The organism is Pseudonocardia wallangbongensis (genome assembly GCF_054486945.1).
Genome location: NZ_JBRERS010000001.1, coordinates 885,635 through 903,636, shown reverse-complemented (window position 1 = coordinate 903,636; position 18,002 = coordinate 885,635). Strand labels below are relative to the sequence as shown.

General features: G+C 71.9%; 16 protein-coding genes. 6 read left to right on the top strand and 10 right to left on the bottom strand.

The annotated features are described in order from the left end of the window. Positions 1–6: 6 nt before the first annotated feature. Positions 7–1,467: an FGGY-family carbohydrate kinase gene (locus ACU436_RS04235; RefSeq protein ID WP_459021794.1), complete on the bottom strand. Its 1,461-nt coding sequence runs from the start codon at positions 1,465–1,467 to the stop codon at positions 7–9. Further along, positions 1,464–2,333 carry a DeoR/GlpR family DNA-binding transcription regulator gene (locus ACU436_RS04230; RefSeq protein WP_459021792.1) on the bottom strand — a complete coding sequence of 290 codons (870 nt, stop codon included), beginning with the start codon at positions 2,331–2,333 and terminating at the stop codon, positions 1,464–1,466. The genes ACU436_RS04235 and ACU436_RS04230 overlap by 4 nt, the downstream gene beginning before the upstream one ends. A 154-nt stretch (positions 2,334–2,487) precedes the next feature. Here ACU436_RS04230 and ACU436_RS04225 point away from each other — a divergent pair, with 154 nt between their 5' ends. From ACU436_RS04225 to ACU436_RS04200, 6 genes are read left to right on the top strand one after another with little or no spacing between them, the layout of a single operon-like run. After that, on the top strand, positions 2,488–3,522 hold the full coding sequence (locus ACU436_RS04225; protein ID WP_459021790.1) for a substrate-binding domain-containing protein: 1,035 nt from the start codon (positions 2,488–2,490) through the stop codon (positions 3,520–3,522). A 2-nt stretch (positions 3,523–3,524) separates the two neighbouring features. Next, positions 3,525–5,024 carry a sugar ABC transporter ATP-binding protein gene (locus ACU436_RS04220; RefSeq protein ID WP_459021788.1) on the top strand — a complete coding sequence of 500 codons (1,500 nt, stop codon included), beginning with the start codon at positions 3,525–3,527 and terminating at the stop codon, positions 5,022–5,024. Further along, positions 5,021–6,049 (top strand): ABC transporter permease, encoded by a 1,029-nt coding sequence (locus ACU436_RS04215; RefSeq protein ID WP_459021786.1) that lies wholly within the window; start codon positions 5,021–5,023, stop codon positions 6,047–6,049. Before ACU436_RS04220 ends, ACU436_RS04215 begins: the two co-directional genes overlap by 4 nt. Then, positions 6,049–7,137 carry an ABC transporter permease gene (locus ACU436_RS04210; protein ID WP_459021784.1) on the top strand — a complete coding sequence of 363 codons (1,089 nt, stop codon included), beginning with the start codon at positions 6,049–6,051 and terminating at the stop codon, positions 7,135–7,137. Before ACU436_RS04215 ends, ACU436_RS04210 begins: the two co-directional genes overlap by 1 nt. Next, on the top strand, positions 7,134–7,958 hold the full coding sequence (locus ACU436_RS04205) for a BtpA/SgcQ family protein (protein WP_459021782.1): 825 nt from the start codon (positions 7,134–7,136) through the stop codon (positions 7,956–7,958). The genes ACU436_RS04210 and ACU436_RS04205 overlap by 4 nt, the downstream gene beginning before the upstream one ends. Further along, complete coding sequence (locus tag ACU436_RS04200; protein ID WP_459021780.1) at positions 7,955–9,037, top strand: aminopeptidase; 1,083 nt, start codon at positions 7,955–7,957, stop codon at positions 9,035–9,037. Before ACU436_RS04205 ends, ACU436_RS04200 begins: the two co-directional genes overlap by 4 nt. A gap of 229 nt (positions 9,038–9,266) precedes the next feature. Here ACU436_RS04200 and ACU436_RS04195 read toward each other — a convergent pair whose 3' ends face one another. From ACU436_RS04195 to ACU436_RS04160, 8 genes are all read right to left on the bottom strand, one after another. Continuing rightward, the gene (locus ACU436_RS04195) at positions 9,267–10,151 is read right to left on the bottom strand and encodes a phosphoribulokinase (RefSeq protein WP_459021778.1); all 885 of its coding nucleotides are present in this window, start codon (positions 10,149–10,151) and stop codon (positions 9,267–9,269) included. A 15-nt stretch (positions 10,152–10,166) separates the two neighbouring features. Continuing rightward, positions 10,167–11,099 (bottom strand): class 1 fructose-bisphosphatase, encoded by a 933-nt coding sequence (locus ACU436_RS04190; protein ID WP_459021776.1) that lies wholly within the window; start codon positions 11,097–11,099, stop codon positions 10,167–10,169. Between the two features lie 106 nt (positions 11,100–11,205). Continuing rightward, positions 11,206–12,102 (bottom strand): LysR substrate-binding domain-containing protein, encoded by an 897-nt coding sequence (locus ACU436_RS04185; RefSeq protein WP_459021774.1) that lies wholly within the window; start codon positions 12,100–12,102, stop codon positions 11,206–11,208. Positions 12,103–12,124: 22 nt separating this feature from the next. Beyond that, positions 12,125–13,117: a CbbX protein gene (gene cbbX / locus ACU436_RS04180; RefSeq protein ID WP_459021772.1), complete on the bottom strand. Its 993-nt coding sequence runs from the start codon at positions 13,115–13,117 to the stop codon at positions 12,125–12,127. A gap of 4 nt (positions 13,118–13,121) precedes the next feature. Then, positions 13,122–13,547, bottom strand: a complete 426-nt coding sequence (locus ACU436_RS04175; protein WP_459021770.1) for a ribulose bisphosphate carboxylase small subunit — start codon at positions 13,545–13,547, stop codon at positions 13,122–13,124. Between the two features lie 22 nt (positions 13,548–13,569). Further along, on the bottom strand, positions 13,570–15,000 hold the full coding sequence (locus ACU436_RS04170; protein WP_459021768.1) for a form I ribulose bisphosphate carboxylase large subunit: 1,431 nt from the start codon (positions 14,998–15,000) through the stop codon (positions 13,570–13,572). Between the two features lie 1,025 nt (positions 15,001–16,025). Continuing rightward, positions 16,026–17,240: a GAF domain-containing sensor histidine kinase gene (locus tag ACU436_RS04165; RefSeq protein ID WP_459021766.1), complete on the bottom strand. Its 1,215-nt coding sequence runs from the start codon at positions 17,238–17,240 to the stop codon at positions 16,026–16,028. A 13-nt stretch (positions 17,241–17,253) separates the two neighbouring features. Continuing rightward, positions 17,254–17,922, bottom strand: coding sequence for a response regulator (locus tag ACU436_RS04160; RefSeq protein ID WP_459021764.1), 669 nt, complete (start codon positions 17,920–17,922; stop codon positions 17,254–17,256). Positions 17,923–18,002: the final 80 nt, after the last annotated feature.

Below are 18,002 nucleotides of genomic sequence, written 5' to 3'. Positions count from 1 at the left end.
ACACCATCAGCGGTTGAGGCCCGCCAGCACGTGCATGGTGTCGGCGAGGGCGGGATACGCCCGCAGGTACTCGCCGTACAGCAGGTCGTAGACGTCGCGGACGGCCGGGTCGGGCCGTGCGCGGCGGGCGACGGGGTTCCATCCGCCGGTGTCGACGCCGGTCGCGTCCGCCGCCATCCGGGCGTCGCCGTACGACGCCCCGACCGTCACCGACGGGACGTCCTGCACCAGCCCGGTGGCGTCCGAGACGATCTGCGTCCACAGGTCGTCGCGGGTGCCGCCGCCGACCGCGACGAGCCGCTGCGGCGTCGCCCCCGCCTCGGCCATCGTGGCCAGGTTGTGCCGCACCCCGAACGCCACGGCCTCGAGGGCCGACCGGTAGAGGTGACCCCGTCCGTGCCGCAGGGACAGCCCCACCCACGCGCCGCGCGCCCGCGGGTCGAAGATCGGCGTGCGTTCCCCCGCGAAGTAGGGGAGGAGCAGGAGCCCGTCGCTGCCCGCCGGTACCCGCCGCGCCTCGTCGAGCAGGTCGGTGAACCCGCTCCCGGTGACCTCGGCCAGCCACCCGGTGATCAGGCCGGACGTGGACATCCCCGCTGCGGAGGAGAACGTCTCGCCCGTCCGCCCCACCGCGGCCCAGAGCCCGGGGTGGACCGCGGGCGCGGAGACGGTCTGGATGACGAACATCGTGGAGCCGTACATCAGCATCGTGTCGCCGGGGGCCCGGCACCCGACGCTGTAGGCCTCGGCGAGGGCGTCGACGGTGCCGGCGAGCACGGGCGTGCCGAGGGCGAGGCCCGTGGCGTCGGCGGCCTCCTGCGTGACCGACCCGACCACGTCGCCGGGCCAGGCCAGCCGCGGCCGCTCCAGCCCGCCGAGCTCCGCCCAGCCCGGCTCCCACCAGTCCCGCGCGCGCAGGTCGTAGAGCGGATCGGACCCGCTGGCCGAGTAGTGGTCGAGCGTGTACGCGCCGGTCAGCCGGCGCACCACCCATCCCGGCGCGGAGTAGAAGCGGCGCGTGCGGGCGAACGTCTCCGGCTCGTTCGCCGCCACCCATGCCAGCTTCGGGCCCACCGCCTGGCTGGTCAGCAGGTTCCCCACCGACGCCAGCAGCGTGTCGGGCCCGAACCGTTCGTTCTGCGCCGCGACCTGCCGCTCCGCGCGGGTGTCGATGCCGTAGAGGATCGCCGGGCGCAACGGCCGGTCCCGGGAGTCCGTGACCAGAACGGCGGGGCCGATCCCGCTGACGGCGACCGCGTCGACCGGGCCGGGTGCCTCGCGCAGGAGCGCGCGGAGGATGTCGGTGACCGCGGCCCACCACACCTCGTCGGCATCGTGCTCGAACCAGCCGGGGTGCGGTGACGCCGTGACGTGGGGGCGGGTGTGCGCGGCGAGGACGGATCCGGCCGCGTCCACGACGACGCCCTTGCTGCTGCCGGTCCCGATGTCGACGCCGATGAACCTCACTCGGCGCCCACCTGCGGGTAGGCGGGCACCCGGGCGCCGGTCGGGACCACGGCGGGTTCCAGGACCGTGCGCGGCGCCTGCTCCTGCGGGACGGTCTGCGGGGGCTGGAGCGCCGGTTCGGGGTGCACCCGCAGGATCCGCACCGGGTAGGCCGCGGCGTCGTCCGCGTCGAGACCGTCGTCGGTCACGACCAGGTCGACGTCGTCGAAGCCGGTGATCCGCACGAGCGCGGTGTGGCCGAACTTCGAGCTGTCGGCGACGACGAGGACCTGGGCCGCCGCGCGCACCATGGCCCGCTTCATCGAGACCTCGTTGCTGTTCGTGTTCGTGATGCCCTGCGGGTCCACGGCGTCCGCGGCCAGCACCGCGTAGTCGACGTGGAACTCCCCGATCAGGTCGACGGCGCGCTCGCTCGCGAGCGTGTAGACGGCGGGCAGCACCTCGCCGCCCGGGACGATCAGGCGGACGTCGCCCTGGTTCGCGACCTCGGCGGCCACCCGCAGGTCGTTGGTGATCACCGTCATTCCCCGGTGCTCCCGCAGCGCCTGCGCGACCTCCAGCGTGGTGGACCCGCTGTCGATCAGCAGCGAGCTCCCGGGTGGCACCATCTCGGCGATGGCCCGGGCGATCGCACGTTTCTGTGCCACGTTCTTGCCGACCTTGACCTCGTACGGGATCTCGGCGGGCTCGCCGGGCAGCGTGGCGCCCCCATGGCTGCGGACGATCACGCCGAGCTCGGCCATCGTGGCGAGGTCGCGCCGGATCGTCGAGCCGTCGACCTGGTAGTCCTGTGCCAGCTGGCTGACGCTCACATAGCCGTGCCGCTGCACGCGGCGGAGGATCTCCTCGCGGCGCTGCTTGCCCACCACTCCTCCTTCATCGGCCCAGACCGTACGGCACCCCGGTCCGCGCGCGCTGCGGCCCTACTTGACCGATCGCACGATACTGTGCATTCTCTCCGATCATTGCACGAAGTCGTGCATTGTTCCGGCCACGTGCCCCGGACGACGAGGAGTGTCGATGCGCAAGATGGTCATGGCAGCGGGCGCCATGGGAGCCGCCCTGGTGCTCGCCGCATGCGGCAGCGGCACGGTCGCCCAGAGCGGCCCGCCGGGCGGGGACCGCAACCTCGCGCCCGAGGACATGCGCTTCGTCAACGTCGTGAAGCTGGTCGGGGTCGGCTGGTTCGACCGCATGGAGCAGGGCATCCAGGAGTTCGCCGACGGCACCGGCATCGACGCGACGCAGACCGGCGCCGACGACGCGAGCCCGGAGAAGCAGGTGAAGGTCATCCAGGACCTGATCGCGCAGCGGCCCACCGCCATCGGCGTCGTGCCCAACTCCCCGGAGTCCCTCGAGGCGACGCTCAAGCGGGCCCGGGACCAGGGGATCCTCGTGGTCACCCACGAGGCGAGCAACCAGGAGAACGTCGACGCCGACGTCGAGGCGTTCGACAACAAGACCTACGGCTCCCAGATCGTCGACAGCCTCGCCACGTGCATGGGCGGCTCGGGGAAGTACGCGGCGTTCGTCGGCAACCTCACCGCGAAGACCCACATGGAGTGGGTCGAGGGCGGCCTCGAGCACGCGAAGGCGAACTACCCCGGCATCGAGCGCGTGGTCGACCCGATCGAGTCCAAGGAGGACGAGTCGGTCGCCTACGAGCGGGCGAAGGAGCTCCTCGCGACGTACCCGGACCTCAAGGGCTTCCAGGGCTCGGCCGGCACCGACGTGGCCGGCATCGCCCGCGCCGTGCAGGAGGCTGGCCTGGCCGACCAGGTGTGCGTGATGGGCACGTCGATCCCCTCGGTGGCGAAGAAGTACCTCGAGGACGGCTCGATCGACAAGATCTTCTTCTGGGACCCGGCCGTGGCGGGCAAGGCGATGATGACGATCGCGCAGCGACTCGCGAGCGGTGAGCCGGTGGAACAGGGCACGAACCTGGGGATCCCCGGGTACGAGTCGCTCACCGTGTCGCCGACCAACCCGAAGGTGTTCGTCGGGGACGCGGCCATCGCGGTCGACCGGTCGAACATCGACGACTACCAGTTCTGACCGTGGCGACGACGAGCGGCACCGTGCTCGCCGCCCGTGGCATCTCCAAGCGCTTCGGCGGTGTGCAGGCGCTCGATGCCGTCACCCTCGAGATCCGGGCCGGGGACGTGCGCTGCCTCGCCGGGGAGAACGGGTGCGGGAAGTCGACCCTGATCAAGATCCTCTCCGGGGTGGAGGTACCCGACGCCGGTGAGATCGAGATCGGGGGGACGCCGCGCCCGCGGATGAACCCAGCCGATGCGCTCCGCGCCGGGATCCAGGTCATCTACCAGGACTTCTCCCTGTTCCCGAACCTCACCGTCGCGGAGAACATCGCGCTGGCGCCCCTCATCGCGCACCGCCGCAAGCTGGTCGACCCGCGCCGGGTCCGCGCCCGCGCGGCCGCGGTCGTCGCCGAGCTCGGGGTCCAGCTGGACCTCGACGCCCGCGTCGAGGAGCTGACCGTCGCCGACCGGCAGCTCACCGCGATCTGCCGGGCCCTCGCCGAGGAGGCGCGGGTGCTCTTCATGGACGAGCCGACCACGGCGCTCACCCAGCGCGAGGTCCGCGCCCTCTTCCGCGTGGTCGAGACCCTGCGGGAGCGCGGCGTGGCCACGGTCTTCGTGAGCCACAAGCTGGACGAGGTGCTGGAGATCTCCCAGCACGTCACCGTCATGCGCAACGGCGCGGTGGTCGCGTCGGGCCGCGTCGAGGAGTTCGACCGGACGTCGCTGGCACGGGCGATGACCGGGCGGGACGTGCGCGACCAGCGCGACGTGCCGTCCCTCGACGGGACCGCCCGGCCGGTGCTGAGCGTCGACGGGCTCGGCCTGGACGGGGCGTTCGAGGACGTCACGTTCGACGTGGCGCCGGGGGAGATCCTGGGCATCACCGGGCTGCTCGGCTCGGGGCGGTCCGAGATCGCCGAGGCCCTGTTCGGCGTCACGCCCGCACAGCGCGGGCGGGTCGAGGTCGGCGGCGCGCAGGTCGAGATCCGCGGGATCGACGACGCGGTCGCGGCGGGGATCGGGTACGTGCCCAGCGACCGGCTCACCGAGGGGCTCTTCCTCGACCAGTCGATCGCCGACAACGTCGTGGCCGGCAGCCTCGACCTGCACCGGGCCCGGTCCGGGCTGCTGGACCGGGCGCGCCTGGCGCGGACGATCGACACCTTCTTCGCCGCGCTGCGGATCAAGGCGCCCTCCGTCGCGGCCCCCATCCGCAGCCTCTCGGGTGGCAACCAGCAGCGCGTGGTGCTGGCGAAGTGGCTGGCGCGAGGACCGCGGGTGCTCGTCCTCAACAGCCCGACCGTCGGGGTGGACGTGGGCTCGAAGGAGGAGATCCTCGACATCCTGCGCCGGGAGGCGGGCCGGGGCACGGGCGTGATCGTCGTCTCCGACGACATCCCGGAGCTGGTCGCGGTCTGCCACCGCGTCCTCGTCGTCCGGCGGGGCCGCATCCACCGGGTGATCGACGGGGACGGCGTCACCGAGGGCGCGATCCTCGAGGGGCTGAGCGCATGAGCGCCGCGTGGCTGCACCGGGTGCGCGGCCGGAACAACGAGGGCGTGCTCGCGCTGACGATCCTCGTGGTCGTGGCCGGGATGACGATGGTCAACCCGGACTTCCTCACCGTGTCCACGCTGTTCTCGATCCTGCGCAACTCGCTGGTCGAGACCGTCTTCGCGCTGGGCGTGCTCATCGTGATCGTCTCGGGCGGGATCGACGTGTCCTTCCCGGTGATCGGGATCTTCGCCGGCTACACGACGATCGTCATCGCGCAGGGCGGCGGTTCCGACCCCGGTGTGCTGGGCGCGCTCCTCGTCGCCGTCGTGATCGGCTCGTTGCTGGGCCTGGTGAACGGTGGCCTGATCGCGCGCTTCGGGCTGCCGACGCTCATCGTCACGCTCGGCACGCAGGGGGTCTTCCGGGGCGTCCTGCTCGCCTACATCGGCTCCAAGTACATCGCGGAGCTGCCCGCCAGCATCGCGCAGCTGTCCACGACGGACCTCTTCGTCGTGCAGCAGGGCCCGGTGGCGGCCCGGCTGCACGTCTTCGTCGTGCCCGTCGTACTGGCATGCCTCGCCGTGCACTGGCTCCTGCAGCGCACGATGTTCGGGCGGGGCGTGTACGCGCTGGGCGGCGACGCCGAGTCCGCGCGGCGGGCGGGGTTCCCCGTCGTCCGCCTCCAGCTGGCGATCTACGCGCTGGTCGGGTTGCTGGCCGGGATCGCGGGCATCATGCACGTCACGCTGTCCCGCAACGCCAATCCCTACGAGCTCGCCGGCACCGAGCTCGACATCATCGCCGCCGTCGTGCTGGGCGGGGCGTCCATCCTCGGCGGCCGCGGATCGGTGCTGGGCACCGTGCTGGGTGTCGTCCTGATCGCCGTGATCAAGAACAGCCTGATCCTGATGGGGGTGCCGGGCACCTGGCAGCGCGCCGCGGTCGGCGTCCTGCTCGTGGCCGGGGTGTCGATCCAGGCGCTCGGAGCCCGCCGCAAGGCCGCCAGGCGGCGGGCCGTCGAGCTCGAGGAGGCGCGGGCCTGATGACGATGACCGCTCTCGACGCCGCGACCAGGCGGATCGTCGGCGTCCTGCAGGAGCGGCGCAGCCTGTCCCGGCTGCTGGCGCTCGCGCTCGCGGTGCTCGTCGGCTTCTCCGTGCTGAGCCCCGACATCTTCTTCTCGGTGGTCAACTTCCAGACGATCGCGTTCACGGTGCCCGAGATCGGGCTGCTCAGCCTGGCGATCATGGTCGCGATGCTGACCGGGGGCATCGACCTGTCGATCGTCTCGGTCGCGAACCTCACGGCGCTCACCACGGCCACGCTCTTCGCGGCCGCGGGCGGTGCCGACGCCACCGGCGGGCACGCGGTGCTGCTGACCGTGCTGTTCGTTGCGGCGGGACTGCTGGTGGCCCTGCTCGCGGGCCTCTTCAACGGGTTCCTCGTCGCGGTCGTCGGGGTGACGCCCATCCTCGCGACGCTCGGCACCATGCAGCTCTACAACGGCATCGCGATCGCGTGGACGGGCGGGGAGGTGCTCTACGGGATGCCGGAGGCGTTCCTCGCGATCGGCATCAACACGGTGGCGCTGATCCCGATCTCGTTCGTCGCGTTCGTGCTCGTCGCAGCGGCCCTCGCCGTGCTGCTCGACCGCTCGCCGCTCGGCACGAAGCTGCGGCTCGTCGGCGCCAACCCGACCGCGGCCCGGTTCTCGGGGATCCGCAACCGCCGCGTGCTGCTCACCACCTACGTGGTGACGGGGCTGCTCGCCGGGATCGCCGGCGTGATCATCGCCTCGCGCTCGGCCAGCGCGAGCCCCGACTACGGCGCGTCCTACCTCCTGCTGGCGATCGTCGTCGCGGTGCTGGGCGGGACGAACCCGTTCGGCGGCTTCGGCACGGTGCTGGGCGTCGTGCTCGCCACGGTGACGCTCGAGATGGTCTCCAGCGGTTTCAACATCATGCGGCTGAGCCCGTTCGAGTACACGATCGCGCAGGGTCTGATCCTCGTGGCGGTCATGGTGCTGGACGCGGTCCACAGGCGACGGCGAGGGCGGGTGGCCCGGCCGCCCCGCCCGGAGGACCCCGCACCGCGCGGGGTCGCGAAAGAGGAGATGAGAGAACCCGGATGAACTGGATGCGCGACGTCTTCGCCGCGGAGAAGCCGATCGTGGCGATGTGCCACCTGAAGCCGCTCCCGGGCGATCCGGACTACGACGCCGACGCCGGGGTGGAAGGGGTGCTCGAAGCGGCGCGCCGCGACCTGCGGGCGCTGCAGAACGGTGGCGTGGACGGCGTCATGTTCTCGAACGAGGCGAGCCTGCCGTACCTGACCCAGGTCGAACCGATCACGACCGCCACCATGGCCCGGGTCGTCGGGGAGCTGCGCTCGCAGATCACGGTGCCGTTCGGCGTGAACGTGCTGTGGGACGCCACGGCCACCGTCGACCTCGCCGTCGCCACGGGCGCGAGGTTCGTGCGCGAGGTGTTCAGCGGTGCGTACGCCAGCGACTTCGGCGTGTGGAACACCAACGCGGGCCGCACCGTCCGGCACCGCAGGAGCGTGGGCGGCCAGGACGTGCGGCTGCTCTACAACATCGTTCCCGAGGCCGCGGTGTACCTCAACGACCGGGACGTGGCCTCCGTCGCGACGTCGACGGTCTTCAACTGCCGGCCGGACGGGCTGTGCGTGTCCGGGCTGACCGCCGGCGCGGACACGTCGGCCGACACGCTGCGCGCGGTGAAGGCGGCGGTCCCGGGCACCCCGGTGTTCGCCAACACCGGAGTGCGCGCCGACACCGTCGCCGCCCAGCTCGAGGTGGCCGACGGGGCGATCGTCGGCACCGCGTTCAAGCGCGACGGCCACATCTGGAACGAGGTCGACGAGGCCAGGGTCGCCGCGCTCATGGCGGCGTCGCGGACGCTCGGGGAGCCGGCGGGGGCGGTGCCGTGACCGGTCTCGACGGCGACCCGCGCTGGGGTGCCGTCGGGCGGGTCCTCGTCGAGCACTCCACGCGCGTCCGGCCCGGCGAGCGCGTGATGATCGCGATGGGCGAGGTGGGGTCCTACCCGCTCGCGCGGGCGGTGTTCGAGGCGGTCGTCGAGGCCGGCGGGTTTCCCCAGGTGCAGTTCCTCTCCGAGGAGCTGCGGCACGCGGTACTGGCGCACGGCGACGCCGCGCAGCTCGCGTGGGTGCCGGAGATCGAGGCGTACGGGATGGACTGGGCCGACGTCTACATCGCGCTGCGCGGCGGCTTCGACCTCGACGTCCACGCGGACGTCCCCTCCGACCGGCTCGCCGTCAACCAGGCCGCACAGGGGCGGATCTCCACGCTGCGGTGGCAGAACACCCGGTGGGCGCTGGCCCGCGTCCCGAACCAGGCATTCGCCGACCAGGCGGGCGTGTCGCTGGAGCGGGTGACCGAGATGTTCTTCGCCGGGTGCCTGCTCGACTGGGACGCCGCGGCGGCGCAGTGGCGCGGATGGGCGGACCGGGCGGCGGGCGGCCGGACGATCGAGATCCGGGGACCGGGGGCGGACCTGCGGTTCTCGATCGAGGGCCGCACCTGGGTCGTCGCCGACGGCCGGACGAACATGCCCGACGGCGAGCTCATGACCGCCCCGGTCACCGACACCGTCGACGGCTGGATCTCCTTCGAGAACCCGGCCGTGCTCGGTGGCCGCAAGATGCACGACCTCCGGTTGCGGTGGGAGAAGGGCGTGCTGGTCGAGGCGACCACCTCCACCCACGAGGACTACCTGCGCTCGGTGCTCGCCACCGACGACGGGGCGAGGACGATCGGGGAGTTCGGCATCGGCACCAACCCCCACATCGACCTCGTCTGCGACGACATCCTGATCGACGAGAAGATCAACGGGTCGGTGCACATCGCGCTCGGCCGCGCCTACCCGGAGTGCGGTGGGACCAACCGGTCGGCCATCCACTGGGACATCGTCAAGGACCTCCGGGGTGGGGGAGAGGTCCTCCTCGACGGGCGGCCGGTCGTCGACGGGCGGGGCCTGATCCTCTGAGCGAGGGCTATGGGCTCCAGCACGCGCCTTGCCCGGGCTCGCACCGGTGGCTCTGGGCGGCGAGGGGTCTCTGCGACCCCTCCCGGACACATCGCGGGCAGGCCAGAACCTGCCCGGGCAGGCGCGCGGCGCCCCCCGAAGACCGGTTTCACACGCGCGCGCGGCGCTCAACCCCTCGATGTGGCCGCTCTCGCATTGAAGCGGTGATCATGGCCGCATTCTCCTGGGATCACACCACCATCAGCTCCGTCCGGCGCCGCTCCATCAACCGCATGATCATCGGCGTGAAGATCAGTTGCATGGCGAGGTCCATCTTCCCGCCGGGGCAGACGATGGTGTTCGGCCGGGACATGAACGAGTCGTGCAGCATCGCGAGCAGGTAGGGGAAGTCGATGCCGTGCGGGTCCCGGAAGCGGATGATCAGCATCGACTCGTCGGCGCTCGGGATGGTGCGGGCGATGAACGGGTTGGAGGTGTCGACGATGGGCACCCGCTGGAAGTTCACGTCGGTGTGGGAGAACTGCGGGCACATGTAGTGCACGTAGTCCGGCATGCGGCGCAGGATGGTCTCGGCGACGGCTTCGGCGGTGTAGCCGCGCGTGACCTTGTCGCGGTGCAGCTTCTGGATCCACTCGAGGTTGGTCACCGGGACGACGCCTATGCGCAGGTCGGCGTGGCCCGCGACGTCGACGGAGTCGGTCACGACGGCGCCGTGCAAGCCCTCGTAGAACAGCAGGTCGGTGCCGTCGGGCAGGCTCTCCCACGGGGTGAACGTTCCGGGTTCCTGGCCGTGGGGGGCGGCCTCCCGCTCGTCGTGCAGGTACCTGCGGATCTTGCCGGTGCCGGTCTCGCCGTAGGTGCGGAAGAGGTCCTCGAGCTGGTCGAAGAGGTTGGCCTCGGGGCCGAAGTGGCTGAAGGTGTGGTCGCCCCGGGTGTGCGCGTCGGCCATCGCGGCCTTCATCTCGGCGCGGTCGTAGCGGTGGAAGCTGTCGCCCTCGACGTAGGCGGCGTCCACGCCCTCCCGGCGGAAGATCTGCTGGAAGGTGCGCATCACCGATGTGGTGCCCGCGCCGGACGAGCCGGTGATCGAGATGATCGGGTGCTTGCGTGACATGTGCTCTTCCTTCGCTCAGCCGGTCCCGACGCGGAACAGGCCGCGCTCGCCGTACAGGGGTGAGTCGTACGGGCGGTCGTCGTACTGCCGGTGGTGGCGGTCGACCAGCGCGACCTCGGCCGCCGTCCCGACGATCAACGGGATGTGGTGGTGCAGGTCGGTGGGGACGACGTCGAGGACCCGCGCGCGTCCCGTGCTGGCCGTGCCCCCGGCCTGCTCGACGAGGAACGCGATCGCGGCGGCCGCGTGGAGCCCGTGGCGCGGGCCGAGGAACACCCCGCCGCGGGTGAGGATCCGGTGCGTCTCGGCGGCGAGCGACGCGCCCCGGCGCTCCCGGAACCGCCGGTTCGACGCGTCGGTCGCCAGCCCGCCCGCGAGCGGGGGCACCCGGATCGCCTCCCGGGTGAGGACGAACTCGCCGAGCGCCGGGTCGAAGGTGAACGCGTGCACGCCTCGCCCGAGGGTCAGCACGAGCATCGTGGCCGGGCCGTAGAGCGCGTAGCCGGCGCAGACCTGCGCCGTCCCCGGCTGCAGGAAGTCCTGGGCCGTCGCGGTCGCCCCGGGGCAGGGCGTGCGCAGGACCGAGAAGATGGTGCCGACGGACGAGTTGAGGTCGACGTCCGGTGATCCGTCGAGCGGGTCGACGGCCAGCAGGTAGTCGCCTCGCGGGTGCGCCGCGGATGGCACGTGGAGCTCGTCGGAGGCCATCCCGGCGACGCGGCCGCTGCGCGCGGCGGCCCGCAGGAAGTAGTCGTCGGCGATCATCTCCAGCTCGTGCTGCATCTCGCCGCGCGTGCCGTGGAGCGCGCCCATCGCCACGTGGTCGGCGACGGCCCTGCTGGCGATCGCGACATGCAGGATCAGGGAGTCCAGGGCGACGTCCGTGGCGTGGTGGCGCCGCCGGTCCTCGACGAGGAACTGCGCGAGCGTCGTGTGGTCGGCCGGCATCGGCTTCCTCCAACCCGATCGCGGACGGCGTACCAGTCGTCGCCGGGTACGAGATTGCCCGCCCTCTCCGGCGCGGACATCCCCCTCGTGGGGGGACGGCAGGGGGTTAGTGGTCCCGGCCGGCCCGGGGCGCGCGCCAACCGAGCTCCGGGACCCCGAGCACGTGCTCGATCAGCAGCCGGGTGGACGGGGTCGGGTCCGGCTGGCTCACGACGTGCCATGGCCGGTCGAGCGGGACACCGGGTACCGCCAGCTCGACGAGCGCACCGGAGTCCAGCTGGCGGCGGACGGCCTGCCGCGACACGAGCGTGACGCCGAGCCCGGCCACGGCCGCGGCGACGACCGCGCCGTTCGAGCCGAGCGCCATGCGCGGCGGGGTGGCGTCGAGGCGTTCCAGCAGCGCCTCGCAGGTGGCCCGCATCCCCGACGCGGGCTCGCGCAGCAGCCAGGTGGCCCGCGCCGGGTCGAAGCCGGTCCGCTCGTCCGGCGCACCGACCACGACCAGCGCGTTCGGGCTGACCGCACGCACCCGGGCGGAGGTCAGGTCGTCCGGGGGCCGACCGGCGACGACGAGGTCGGTCTCGTGGCGCGCCAGCATGGGCCACACGTGTCCCCGTGGGGCGACCTCCAGCCGCAGCATCACGCCGGGGTGCTTGGCGCGGAACGAGGCGAGCAGGTCCGGGATGAGGAACTCCCCGGCGGTGGTGACCGCGGCGAGCCGGACCGACCCGTGTTCGGGATCGGCCTCCGCGCGGGCCGCGAGGACGGCCTCGGAGTGCAGGCCGAGGATCCGGCGCGCGTACTCCGCGTACCGTTCCCCGGCCGCGGTCAGCCGGACGCCGCGCCCGTGGCGGGTGACGAGCGGGATGCCCACCTCGGTGCTGAGGGCGCTGACCGCCGACGAGACCGACGACTCCGTCACCACGAGTCGTTCCGCCGCGCCGCGCACCGAGCCGGTGTCGGCCAGCTCGACCAGCGCGCGCAGCCTGGCGTTGGTGGTCACCTCGTGGTCCGGCCCGTCTCCATCAGGCCGAGCGCACCGACTTCGTGTGGTCGTCCTCGCGGAACACCCGGCTCGCAAGCAGGTCGGCCGCCTCGATCGTGGTCAACGCGGCCAGGTCGACCCGCGGGTCTTCCTGGTCGAGGAGCCTACGCGCCTGCCGCAACCGGGCCCGTTCCATCGCGTTGCGGACGCTCCGCGCGTTGGCGAACCACGGCTGCCCCATCCGCCGCTCCAGGTAGCCGCGCAGGACCACCCGGGCCTCGTCGGAGAGCCGGTAGGCCAGCCCGCCGGTCATGAGGACCGCGATCTCCTCGAGCTCGGCGACCGTGTAGTCCGGGAACGTGATGTGGTGGGCGATGCGGCTCTGCATACCCGGGTTCGCCGCGAAGAAGACGTCCATCTTGTCGGCGTAGCCGGCCAGGACGACCACGAGGTCGTCGCGGTTGGCCTCCATCACCTGCAGCAGGATCTCGATCGACTCGGAACCGTAGTCCCGGTCGTTCTCGACCTTGTAGAGGTAGTACGCCTCGTCGATGAACAGCACTCCGCCCATCGCGCGCTTGATGACGTCCTTGGTCTTCGGAGCGGTGTGGCCGACGTACTCCCCGACGAGGTCGTCGCGGGTCACGCTGACGACGTGGCCGCGGCGCACGTAGCCGAGCCGGTGCAGCAGCTCGGCCATCCGCAGCGCCACCGTCGTCTTGCCGGTGCCGGGGTTGCCGGTGAAGCACATGTGCAGGTTCGGACGCCGCGCGGTGATCCCGTACCGCTCCCGCATCCGGTCGACCAGCAGCAGGGACGCGATCTCCTCGATGCGGGTCTTCACGGGGGCCAGGCCGACCAGCTCCGTGTTCAGCTTCTCCAGCACCTCGTCGATGCCGGCCTCCCGGCGCGCCGCGGCCAGGTCGACCACGGCGTCGGCGGGAAGGTGCTCGACCGTCTCCTCGCCCCACGGATCCGACGCGGGCGGCTCGCTGGGCCGGTACCCGAACGGGGTGCCCTGTCCGGTCTCCACCCGGTCACCCCGTCCGGTACCGGTCGCCGCTGGGGCGGTCGCTCGCGTAGGCGTGCGTGGTGTAGCGGATCCGGCGGTCCGCCGCCTCCTGCCGTTCGAGCCGGAAACCGGGTTCCTCGGCGGGCCGCTGCACGATGAACGAGAGTGCCGTCGTCTGGCGGCCGAGGCTCGCGTCGTAGGCGGTGAGCCGGACGTAGACGTCCGGGTTGGCCTTGCGGCAGGCGTTGACCTCGAGCAGGACCCCGGCCGGGTCGCGCAGGTCGAACATCGGCAGGCCCCACATCTCCCAGTAGGTGTTGCGGGGGTGCGGGTCGTCGGTGAACTCCACCGCGAGCGGCCAGTCGTTGCCGAGGCAGTACTCGATCTGCTTGGTGATCTCCTCGTCGGTGAGGTCGGGCAGGTAGGAGAAGGTGCCCTGGGTGATGCGCATCGTCGGCTCCTCGGGGGCGCGATCAGACGGCGGTCGGCGTCGCGACGACGTCGGGGGTGTCGGTGGACTCGTAGTTGAAGGTGATGTCGCCCCACGTGGCCAGCGCCATGTCGAGGGCGCGGTTGCGGGAGGCGGCCTTCTTGAGGATCTCCTCGCCGTTCCCGTAGTAGTCGAGGCCCTCGTTGCGTGCCTTGATCATCGCCTCGAGGGCCACCCGGTTCGCCTCGGCGCCCGCCGCGATGCCCATCGGGTGCCCGATCGTGCCGCCGCCGAACTGCAGGACCACGTCCTCGCCGAGGTGGTGGATCAGCTGGTGCATCTGACCGGCGTGGATGCCCCCGGAGGCCACGGGCATCACCCCGGGCACGGACGCCCAGTCCTGGTCGAAGTACAGGCCCTTCACCGGGTCGGCGTTGACGTTGTTGAGCCGCAGGGTGTCGTAGAAGCCGGCCGTGGTGTTCGGGTCGCCTTCCAGCTTCCCGACGACGGTGCCGGCGTGGATGTGGTCCACTCCGGCCAGCCGCATCCACTTGGCGATCACCCGGAAGCTCACGCCGTGGGTCTTCTGCCGGGTGTAGGTGCCGTGCCCCGCGCGGTGCAGGTGCAGGATCACGCCGTTGGCGCGCGCCCAGTTCGCCATCGACTGGATCGCGGTGTAGCCGACCGTGAGGTCGATCATCACGATCGCCGAGCCGAGCTCCTTGGCGAAGTCCGCCCGCTCGTACATCTGCTCCATCGTCCCGGCGGTGACGTTGAGGTAGTGCCCCTTGATCTCGCCGGTGGCCGCCTGTGCGCGGTTGACCGCCTCCATGCAGAACAGGAACCGGTCGCGCCAGCGCATGAACGGCTGGGAGTTGATGTTCTCGTCGTCCTTGGTGAAGTCCAGACCCCCGCGCAGCGCCTCGTAGACGACGCGTCCGTAGTTGCGTGCGGAGAGGCCGAGCTTCGGCTTGGTCGTCGCGCCCAGCAGCGGACGGCCGTACTTGTTCAGGTGCTCGCGCTCCATGACGATCCCGTGCGCCGGGCCCTGGAAGGTCTTCACGTAGTGGGTGGGGATCCGCATGTCCTCCAGCCGCAGCGCCTTGAGCGGCTTGAACCCGAACACGTTGCCGATGATCGAGCTCGTGAGGTTCGCGATCGAGCCCTCCTCGAACAGGTCGAGGTCGTAGGCGATCCAGGCGATGTACTGGCCCGGCGCGCTCGGCACGGCCTCGACCCGGTAGCACTTGGCCTGGTAGTGCTCGTAGGTGGTGAGGCGGTCGGTCCACACCACCGTCCAGGTCGCGGTGCTCGACTCGCCCGCGACGGCGGCGCCCGCCTCCTCCGGCGGCACGCCGTCCTGCGGCGTGATCCGGAAGGCGCACAGCACGTCCGAGTCCTTGGGAACGTAGTCGGGCTGCCAGTAGCCCATCTCGGCGTAGGGGATGACCCCGGCGTTCCATCGCTCTGCCATGCCGTCGATGCTCAGGGACCCGATACCTCGGTGTCCATCGAAACTTCTCCGCGAACACTTGAGTGATTGCTAAAGTGTCGTGGCGCCGTGATCATGGTGTCCGTGCGGGGGCGGCCACATGGAGGGTCGCAGCGGTTCGTCTCTCGTGGGCGGGCCCGGTCACCTCGGGACGGGATGCTTTCCAGGTCTGTCCCGGTGGTCGTGGCCGGTGCCTGGGTTTCGCCGGTCTCCTTCGTCGGGGCGATGGCTGGGTTGGGTCACGACCGTCCCCCGGGGTTGCGGGGGCGGCCGTCCCCGACCTGGGGGCACGCCCGCCTGTGGACGAGACCGTCACCGCCGGGTGCCCACGCCACTATCCTGTGGTCCCGAATGCAGCACCGGCCGACCGCCCAGAGCTGGGTGCTGTCCCGCGGCACCGCGTTCGAGCGGACCGGGGCCGCAGTAGCTCGATGCCGAGCCCGTGGACCGCACGGATCGGTTCCGCGGAACGCACCAGGACTCTCGCCGAGGCCGTGGAGTGTGTGGGGACGGGACCACCGGATAGTCCGCGCGCACCCGGCAGCGATGGGCTCCTCGAGAACCGGCGTGCCATTAGCCGGGAACGTCCGCCAACGCAACGGAACCCCACGGCGATCGCCCGCACCGGGCAGCGGTGCGACCCATGATCGATGCGAGCAGCACCCGGCGGCGGCCGTGACCGCGCTGAGGTACTTCTCGCGGCCCATGATCGGCCCGAGCAGCACACCAGCGCGGTGGTCGCGACCGTGGCGTACGGCTCGCCGCGGCCGGGGACGGCCCGGGGCCCTCACCGGAGGCTCGTGGACCCCGGGGGATCGGTGCGCCGGCGAACCGAGGGTGTGGCCGCCTCCCATGTCGCGCAGGCGCTCGGAGGTGGCCTCCGCGATCGCCGTGATCAGCAGGATTGGGACATGAACCGCACCCATGCAGCTCATGTCCCGATTGCGCCGATCATGGCCCGCGGACCACCGGTCCTGGGTCCCGGCGGCGGTGATGCGGAACGCAACCTAGCGACGGGGGACCGTGACCGTCACCGTCGTCCCGGCTCCCGGCCGCGACCGCACGTGCAGGCGGCCGCCGACCAGCTCGGCCCGCTCCACCATCGACTGCAGGCCGTAGCCGCGCCCGTCGGGATCGGATCCGGTGGTGACCGAGGCGGTGTCGAAGCCGATCCCGTCGTCGGTCACCTCCAGCTGCGCGGCGCCGTCGGCCACGTCGAAGCGCAGCGTGGCGGACGAGGCGCGGGCGTGCTTGGCGATGTTCTGCAGGCACTCCTGGGCGATCCGGTAGAGCGCGATCTCGACGTGCTCGGGCAGCCGGTGGTCGGCCAGCTCGACCTCGGTCTCGATCTGGGGGGTGGACCGCGCGAGGCTCGCGAGGCCCCCCGCCAGCCCGAGGTCGTCCAGCACGGGCGGGCGCAGCCCGCCGATGGCCGCGCGGGCCTCGTCGAGGGCGAGCCCGAGCAGGTCGCGGGCGTGGACGAGCTGGGCGGCCACCTCCACGGGCTCGCCGCCGTCCACGGCGTGCGACGCGGCGTCGAGGTGGTAGGAGAGGCTGATCAGGCGCTGGGAGATCCCGTCGTGGATGTCTGCTGCCATGCGCCTGCGCTCGGCCTCCTGGGTGGCGATCACCTGTTCGACGAACTGCTCGTGCATGCGTTCCCGGGCCGCGAGGCGCCGGTGCAGGCGGGCCTGGTTCAGCGCGCCGGCGACCATCCGCCCGATGAGGTGCAGCAGCTCGACGTCGCGCGGGAGGAACTCGCGCCGTTGCACCGTGTGCACGTTGAGCACGCCGACCAGGCCGCCGGGGTCGATCTCCATCGGGATCGACGCCATGGAGATGAAGTCCGTCCCGCGCAGCTGCGGGATCGAGACGTAGCGCCAGTCGGACGCCTTCCCCTCGGGGAGCACCACCGGCTTGCGGTACTTCGCCACCCACCCGGAGACACCGTGCCCGAGCGGCAGGCGCACGCGGCCGACCTGCTGGTCGAACGGTGGCGTGGCCCCGGCGAGGGTCAGCGCGTTCTCGGTGTCGTCGAGGACGTGCACGAAGCACACGTCGGTGGCGGTCGCGTCGGTGATCAACCGGGCGACCTCGGCGGCGAGGGGTTCCACCTCCGGCCCGCTCGCGGTGAGGTGGATGACGTCGAGCAGCAGGGCGACCTCGCCGTCCCGGTCGACCAGCCCCCGGACCATGCCCGGGTCGGGCCGGTGCTGCGTCACCGGAAGATCACCGTCACTGGAAGATCCCCTCCCGCAGGGCGGTCGCCACCGCGCCGGTCCGGTCGCCGACCTCGAGCTTGCGGTAGATGGAACGCAGGTGGCTCTTCACGGTCTCGTCGCCGATGACCAGCCGCGCGGCGATCGCCCGGTTGGACAGCCCCGCGACCATGAACGACAGGATCTCGCTCTCGCGCTGCGTGAGGCCGTGGCGCGCACCGGGCCAGTACTCGTCGCGCTGCAGGCGTGCCGCGGTGTCCACGGCTCGCGCCGCCATGCCCGGGTCGATCACGGTCTCCCCGGCGTGGGCGCGCTCGATCTGCGCGACGAGCTCCTCGCCGCCGATCCGCTTCAGCAGGTAGCCGGACGCGCCGGCCCGCATCGCCTGGAACAGGTACTGCTCGTCCTCGTAGACCGACAGGAGGACGACCTTGCGTTCCGGGGTGCGCTCGCGGACCGCGCGGCACAGGTCCAGCCCGCTCGAGCCCTGCATCCGCACGTCGCAGAGCACGACGTCGGGCACGAGCCCGTCGATCACCGCCATCGCGCTCTCCGCGCCGACCGCCTCGCCGACCACCCGCACCCGGCTGCGGAACGCCGAGAGCATCGCCTTGAGCCCTTCGATCACCATCTCGTGGTCGTCGACGAGGACGATCCGGACGGGCCCACGTTCCGGCGTCACCATGCGAGGAGGGTAAGCCGCGCCGGGCCGCCCGCAGGGGGATGCGGCGGGCTCGCCTATCCCCCCGGTGAGCCCCCCGGGCG

Coding starts and splice junctions, on each gene's coding strand:
- ACU436_RS04160 (WP_459021764.1), bottom strand. CDS start 17,922: ATGGTGACGCCGGAACGTGGGCCCGTCCGGATCGTCCTCGTCGACGAC.
- ACU436_RS04205 (WP_459021782.1), top strand. CDS start 7,134: ATGAACTGGATGCGCGACGTCTTCGCCGCGGAGAAGCCGATCGTGGCG.
- ACU436_RS04190 (WP_459021776.1), bottom strand. CDS start 11,099: ATGCCGGCCGACCACACGACGCTCGCGCAGTTCCTCGTCGAGGACCGG.
- ACU436_RS04210 (WP_459021784.1), top strand. CDS start 6,049: ATGACGATGACCGCTCTCGACGCCGCGACCAGGCGGATCGTCGGCGTC.
- ACU436_RS04215 (WP_459021786.1), top strand. CDS start 5,021: ATGAGCGCCGCGTGGCTGCACCGGGTGCGCGGCCGGAACAACGAGGGC.
- ACU436_RS04170 (WP_459021768.1), bottom strand. CDS start 15,000: ATGGCAGAGCGATGGAACGCCGGGGTCATCCCCTACGCCGAGATGGGC.
- ACU436_RS04175 (WP_459021770.1), bottom strand. CDS start 13,547: ATGCGCATCACCCAGGGCACCTTCTCCTACCTGCCCGACCTCACCGAC.
- ACU436_RS04225 (WP_459021790.1), top strand. CDS start 2,488: ATGCGCAAGATGGTCATGGCAGCGGGCGCCATGGGAGCCGCCCTGGTG.
- ACU436_RS04195 (WP_459021778.1), bottom strand. CDS start 10,151: ATGTCACGCAAGCACCCGATCATCTCGATCACCGGCTCGTCCGGCGCG.